The 6,134-nt window shown below is 31.8% G+C and carries 7 protein-coding genes; all 7 read left to right on the top strand.

The features are described from left to right. Window positions 1-780 (top strand): DUF6365 family protein (locus VK998_RS06110; RefSeq protein ID WP_325226595.1); only part of this gene is annotated, 780 nt, incomplete at its 5' end. 29 nt (window positions 781-809) lie between these two features. After that, window positions 810-1,745, top strand: coding sequence for a hypothetical protein (locus VK998_RS06105; protein ID WP_236911466.1), 936 nt, complete (start codon window positions 810-812; stop codon window positions 1,743-1,745). After that, entirely contained in the window at window positions 1,735-2,625 is an 891-nt protein-coding gene (locus VK998_RS06100; protein WP_325226593.1) for a radical SAM/SPASM domain-containing protein, read from the top strand. The genes VK998_RS06105 and VK998_RS06100 overlap by 11 nt, the downstream gene beginning before the upstream one ends. A gap of 94 nt (window positions 2,626-2,719) precedes the next feature. Beyond that, window positions 2,720-3,568, top strand: coding sequence for an ABC transporter ATP-binding protein (locus tag VK998_RS06095; protein ID WP_236911464.1), 849 nt, complete (start codon window positions 2,720-2,722; stop codon window positions 3,566-3,568). After that, window positions 3,565-4,257 (top strand): ABC transporter permease, encoded by a 693-nt coding sequence (locus VK998_RS06090; RefSeq protein WP_325226591.1) that lies wholly within the window; start codon window positions 3,565-3,567, stop codon window positions 4,255-4,257. The genes VK998_RS06095 and VK998_RS06090 overlap by 4 nt, the downstream gene beginning before the upstream one ends. A gap of 69 nt (window positions 4,258-4,326) precedes the next feature. Further along, window positions 4,327-5,112, top strand: coding sequence for a sugar phosphate nucleotidyltransferase (locus tag VK998_RS06085; protein WP_325226590.1), 786 nt, complete (start codon window positions 4,327-4,329; stop codon window positions 5,110-5,112). Window positions 5,113-5,177: 65 nt separating this feature from the next. Further along, window positions 5,178-5,861 (top strand): hypothetical protein, encoded by a 684-nt coding sequence (locus tag VK998_RS06080; protein ID WP_325226588.1) that lies wholly within the window; start codon window positions 5,178-5,180, stop codon window positions 5,859-5,861. Window positions 5,862-6,134: the final 273 nt, after the last annotated feature.

The raw sequence follows: 6,134 nt of genomic DNA, 5'->3' as shown, positions 1-6,134 counted from the left end.
GTTCAAAAGGCAGATAAAAGAGTTAAATTCACATATTTATATAATCAGAAATTAACAATTACCAAAGAAGAAAGAATGAATTTTAATCGTATTTTTAAGCCAAAGGGAGAAAAAGTCATTTTTATCGCTAATTCTAATTGGGAAACCTTAAATGTTAATAGGCTGCCAGCATTAACAAATTTACTTTATTGGATTCCTCGTATAATTATTAATTATATTTTACAGCTAGATGAGAAAATAAACATTATTCATGTTGGTCCCAAAAGCTGGGGGAATATAGAAATAAATGAGAATATCAAATATCATCATTTTAAGTTTCTAAAACCAGATGAATTCAATACATTATTAAGTTGTTCCGATATATTTTTAACGACTAACATTATTTCATCAACTCTAGCAAAATCAGTATATGCAACAGTCCCGGCAGTTGTACTTCAAAATGATAAGTTGGTGAATTTTACTAGATTATCAGAACAGCTAAACAAAATGCCTTCTTGGTATCAGGAGATGGCGAATGATGTAAAGATAGCTTATCCATTTAGGTTATTTCCTTTTGGTTGGTATAGCTTTTTAAAAAAATTATTAGATAACAATGAATATGCGGATACATTTTTACAGACTTCAATTTTTCAAATAAATAAGACAATCAATATATTAAGGTCCTATTTATATGACAAGTATGCCTATACTCAACTACAGCATAAGCAAAGTTTGTACGTAGATAAGATTATTCAATTACCCTCACCTAAAGAAGTTGTTGAGTCATTAGGGGATTTATAATGCTTTACTTTTAATGAAGGAGGAACAAAATGTTTACAGATTTTACAAAAATATTAGAAGCACCTTTTGTAGCACAAAGCCAATTTAGAGCTAAAGAGCAAATAAAGTTCAAGATAAAAATGGAGAATTATTATCTTAACTCTTTAGGTAGAGTATATAAGTTACAAAAATTAAATTCTGAATATATGCGAACAATCGAAGCAATATATGAAGATGCAATCATGTATGTTTCATATACATGGCATAATGCTAGATTTGAAAATAGGATGCCAAAGAAAGAATCTCAAAAAACGGAATGGACTTTTATAAAGGATAAGACTTTTCAATCACATATTATCTTATCCAATGAGAAATTGGAAGGACTTAACACTAGAACTAATTTAAATATTAGCAGAGAAGATCATAAAAACTGTCTTCAATCCATAGAAAAAGAATATAGTTTATTTCCCAAATTACCATCTAGCTATTTAGTAGTTATGCAGACCTTTGATATTCTAGCTTTTGAAACCTATTTGTCATATATTCATTCCTATAATTTTACTAATAATGGATGGGAACTAGATAAGTGGATTAAAATTCAGCCACAAGAGTTAGAGCATATGGAATCGACAAATATAGGTCTCGGCATGTATTCTAATAACTCTTTCTTTAAAAATGGAAAATTCAATTTAAAATTTACTGGGTATGGGAAAGCCCACAATAAATATTGTGCTATTTTTGACTATTACTGTGACTATTCTCAGGTTAAGATGCAGGACAAAGATAATCCTAATGTTCAAAGGAATGGAACATCTTATTATCATGGTCAAATATGGATCAATTTAAGCACCGGAGATCTAGAGAGAGGGACCATGCAAGAAAGTTATATAGCTTTACAGGAGGGATTATCAAAAAAACCAATCAACATTAGAAGAAAAGTTTTATGTGAAACCATAGAAGGTGAGGAAGCTAATAGTGAAAACTAAAAATGATTTTTATAAAAATCCACCAGAAATGGCTCTATTTGAGATAACAACAAGATGTAATTTAGCATGTAGCTATTGTGTTGCCCGTAGTTTGGTAAAGCATCCATCTGATTTACCTATGGAAAAAATACAAGAGTTAAAGAAGTCTTTAGATTTTTTTGAATATATAGCTTTTAGTGGATTAGGAGAGTCACTAATCCATGAAAATTTCTATCAAATCTTAGGAATATTTAAGGATAAAAAGGTTGTAATAGTGACTAATGGCTCAATACCAATTGATTATCATCGTTTAACAGTCTATGACAATGTTGATGCAATATCTTTTTCAGTAGATGGAGCTACAGAAGAAAATATGAAACAAATATCTAGTAATTATAGATTTGATATACTATTGAAAAATTTAGAAAATGCTTCTAAATATAAAGTAAATATTGCCTTTAATACTACCATTACAAAAGAAAATATAGACCAAATAGAAGATTTACAGGAAATGGTTATAAAATATAAAGTTAACCGTTTTAAGGTTGGTTTACCTTTAGGTAAAGAAAAATGGGTAAGAAAGAATTTTAATTGGCTCCAAAAGGTGTTAAAAAAACTTGAAAAAAGAATGAAAATAATGGGAGTTGATTATGAGGGGCCCTTTGAGGTAAAGTGTAGCTTTAATAATGCACCTATTGCAGTAGTATCTAAAAATGGCAATATATATCCTTGTTGTGATTATTTTTGCAGTCGGCCATTGGCTGGGAACCTTTACTACAGTAACTTTGAAACATTATGGAAGAAATCTTCCTATGATAAATTTAGGACCGGTGAATTTTGTAATACCTGTAAACAATATCACAATTCTAAAGAACTAATTGATTTATACACTAAAGAATAGATTGTAATATTATGAAAGATTAAAATATCTATTATTAAAGTCAATGTTAAAACATGATAAAATAACAAAATCTATTATATAGGGGGGTAAAAACTTGATCACTCTTAAGAATGTAGTGAAAACTTATAACCACAAAAATGTTGTAGATGATATATCCTTTACAATTGAAAAAGGGGAGCTATTTGGATTCTTGGGTCCTAATGGAGCTGGTAAAACCACAACAATAAAAATGATTATTGGATTGCTAGAGCCAAATCAAGGAGAAATATGGGTCAATGGCATTGATGTATTAAAGAACAAAAAACTAATTTATGAAGATATTGGCGTTGTTTTTGAATTACCAAACCTCTATATGAGAGCGTCAATAAAAAATAATCTAAAGATATTTGCAGAGTTGTACGGCTTGAAAGATGATCGCATCAATGAAGTTATGGAAGATCTACAGCTATGTGATAAGCAAGATGTGAAGGTGGAAAAATTATCTAAAGGATGGAAACAGAGAGTATTAATAGGAAGAGCTTTGCTACATAAACCCAAAGTTCTTATACTAGATGAACCAACAAGTGGTCTAGATCCAAATACAGCTAGTTTGATTCGTCAATATATTAAAAAACTTAATGAACAGGGAACAACAGTAGTTTTAACTACTCATGATATGCATGAGGCCGATGAATTAAGTCATCGTGTTGGAATTATGCATAATGGAAAGCTTGTAGCAATTGGAAAACCCACAGAACTAAAGTCCAAGTATTTAAGAGAGGAAATCGAAATAAAATATGTAGACAATGATAGTGTTGCAATTAAAAGGTTGGAATCTGGAGCCACAGAAACTGAAAAATTAATATCTCAATTAACTAGTCAAGGGAAATTGATTAGTATGAATACAAGTGGAAATTCACTAGCAGACGTTTTTGCAGTATTAACAGGGAGGGAATTAAGTTGAGGAATACACTAATACTTATAAAACACGAAATTATTAACCTTTTGAGGAACCCAGCAATATTAGCAGTAGTTTTATTGCCAATATTTATGTCTAAGATTATTACAGCAACAATGAAAATGGCTGATCAAGAATTTTTACTTCTATCAATTTGGATCCTATTTGCACAGGTAATGGTTGGTATCATGTTAACGGGACCTAATTTAATTGAAGAAAGGGAAGCAAAAACCATTGATGCTCTATTATGTTCTCCATTAAACTTTGGTCAAATCATTTTTGCTAAAGGATTTGCTATTTTAGTACTTTCCATGTTCTCCCAAATTGCTGTGTATTTAATCAATGAAGGTTTTAATAGTAGTGTTTTTTCATTATTAATACCTATGTTAGTTGGTGGGATTATATTTGTTCAAATAGGAGCTATAATTGGTTTAAAGATAGAATCTTCTCAAAGTGGTTCTGCTATATCTTCAATAGTTATGGTAAGTCTTTTTTTAATAGTTTCAGTATATAAGCTTTTACCAGAATGGACCCATAAGCTATTTGTATTAATACCTAGCATTGGGGTAACAGAGGTTTTAAATAGTCTAATGACATATAATGAGTTTTTAATATATCAAGGATCCATTGTTCTAGTATGGGTAATAATCTTTTTTCTATGGCTTACTAATATCGGAAGAAAATGGACCCATTAGAAGTTTATCATAATTAATTACCCATAATAACTTTTCAATGAGCATAAAAACACAAAGGAGTGTATTGCCATGAAATCTATTATAGGATATATTCCGGCAGGTGGAAAAGGCAAGAGAATGAAACCTTTTAAATTAAGTAAAGAGTTAATACCAGTTGATATACCGAAAGAAGGTGGTAGCCATGTGGTTCTATTAATAGAGAATGCAATTCAAACATTAGCATATGGTGGAGTTAAAGATATTATTTTTACTGTAAACGATGAAAAAGATGCATTAGTAAAATGTACCAATAACTATTATGTGGGAAAAATGAAAATAAATAGTGCTTATGTTTACCAAGATAACAAAAAGAAAGAGTATGGTCTTCCCTATGCAATAGCTGGAGCTGCACCATTTTTAAAAGGGCGTACAGTTTTCATGAAGTTTCCCGATACTATAGTCTATCCCTATGACTGCTTTAAAGAGCTATATAAGTTCCATATGAGAAAAGCCTCAGACCTAACACTTGGAATATTTCCTACAGATCATCCTGAAAGACTTGGACCTGTAATAGTAGATATTGAAGGGAAAGTCAAAAGAATAGAAGACAAGCCTAAAAACCCTTCAATTAAAAATACATGGAATATTATTATTTGGGAAGATAACTTTCTCAATTTAGTAATAGACACAGTGGAAAATGCCCGTAGAATTGGGAATATAGATGAAGAGTTAATTTTATCTGATATTTTTCAAAGAAGTATCCAAAAAAACTTAAGGGTATACGGTTATACTTTTGAAAATGGGTTTTGCTATGATATATCTTGTATTGAAGATGTTAAATATCTATGGAATGGCAAAGAAAATAACATGCTTTAATGAGAAAGATATAATATACATTTATTAGATAAATCCATTTATAAAATCTGAAAGTAGGTGAAAAATTGAGATGTTTAAATATTAAAGATCAAGAAATGTACAATGCAATTCGATTACTAGTTAGATTAGACAAGGGAGAAGATGTATTTTCATCACTACTTGATGCATCTGAAAATCATCAAAAAGACGCTGATTATTGGTTCTATAGGGCATTACATATTAGCGAAATGCTTAGTAAGATAGGATCTCAGATGGAAATATTTGATTACTACGAAGAAATTTTGAATAGTTGTGATAAGGCTATAAGCATAAATTCCCAGCATTGGCCTGCCTACTTTTTGCGTTCTCTCTTTAGTGTATTAATACAAAAAGAGATGGAAAGCGAAGATGAAACGATTCATTATCTACTTCCTTGTTTTCGTACACCGGAAGAATTAGAAGATGAAGCAAAAGCTATGATCGAAATCCAAAAAACAGAGAAACCTCAATCTTTTTTCATAATGCCTTATTGCATACTAGCCTTGATTAGTTTAGATAATGGCAAGGATGAAAATGCAATAGAATGGCTTAAAAAAGGCTTAGCTAAAATTAAGCCAAGTCCAGTATTGTATCTTTCATCACTTTTACAAATACCTTTTTTACAATTATACAATAGATTAAAAATCAAGGATGAAAAGATAACAGAAGAGCTAAATCAATATTTCCATACTATGTTTTCCGTAAATATTGATAAGGTAAAAATAAGTTAGTACATTAGGAGTGATAAAGCCATGGGAGAAATACAAAGAAAGGCTCTAGAACACTTATGGCAATTTGGAGCTAGCCGGAAGAAGGTATTAGATTCAGGGGGACCCGTCCCGACCAATGTCGGCCAGTCGCCTTCCGCCGCAGCAGCCGGCTCGCGCCGGGCAGGCGCCACGGCTGCGGGTCCGGCCGCGGGCCGGGGCGTTGCCACCGGGGTCGGGCGTTTGGACGGCGTACCGCCGGCCGATGACGACGCTGTCGACGCCCGCTCCGGCGCG

Origin of the sequence: Schnuerera sp. (genome assembly GCF_035459645.1) — a bacterium.
Taxonomy (GTDB): domain Bacteria; phylum Bacillota; class Clostridia; order Tissierellales; family Tepidimicrobiaceae; genus Schnuerera.
The sequence above is the reverse complement of the archived record's forward strand: the minus strand, read 5'-3'. Positions and strand labels throughout refer to the sequence as shown.

Excerpts from the sequence above, each read along its gene's own strand:
- VK998_RS06105 (WP_236911466.1), top strand. The coding sequence starts at position 810 with ATGTTTACAGATTTTACAAAAATATTAGAAGCACCTTTTGTAGCACAA.
- VK998_RS06085 (WP_325226590.1), top strand. The coding sequence starts at position 4,327 with ATGAAATCTATTATAGGATATATTCCGGCAGGTGGAAAAGGCAAGAGA.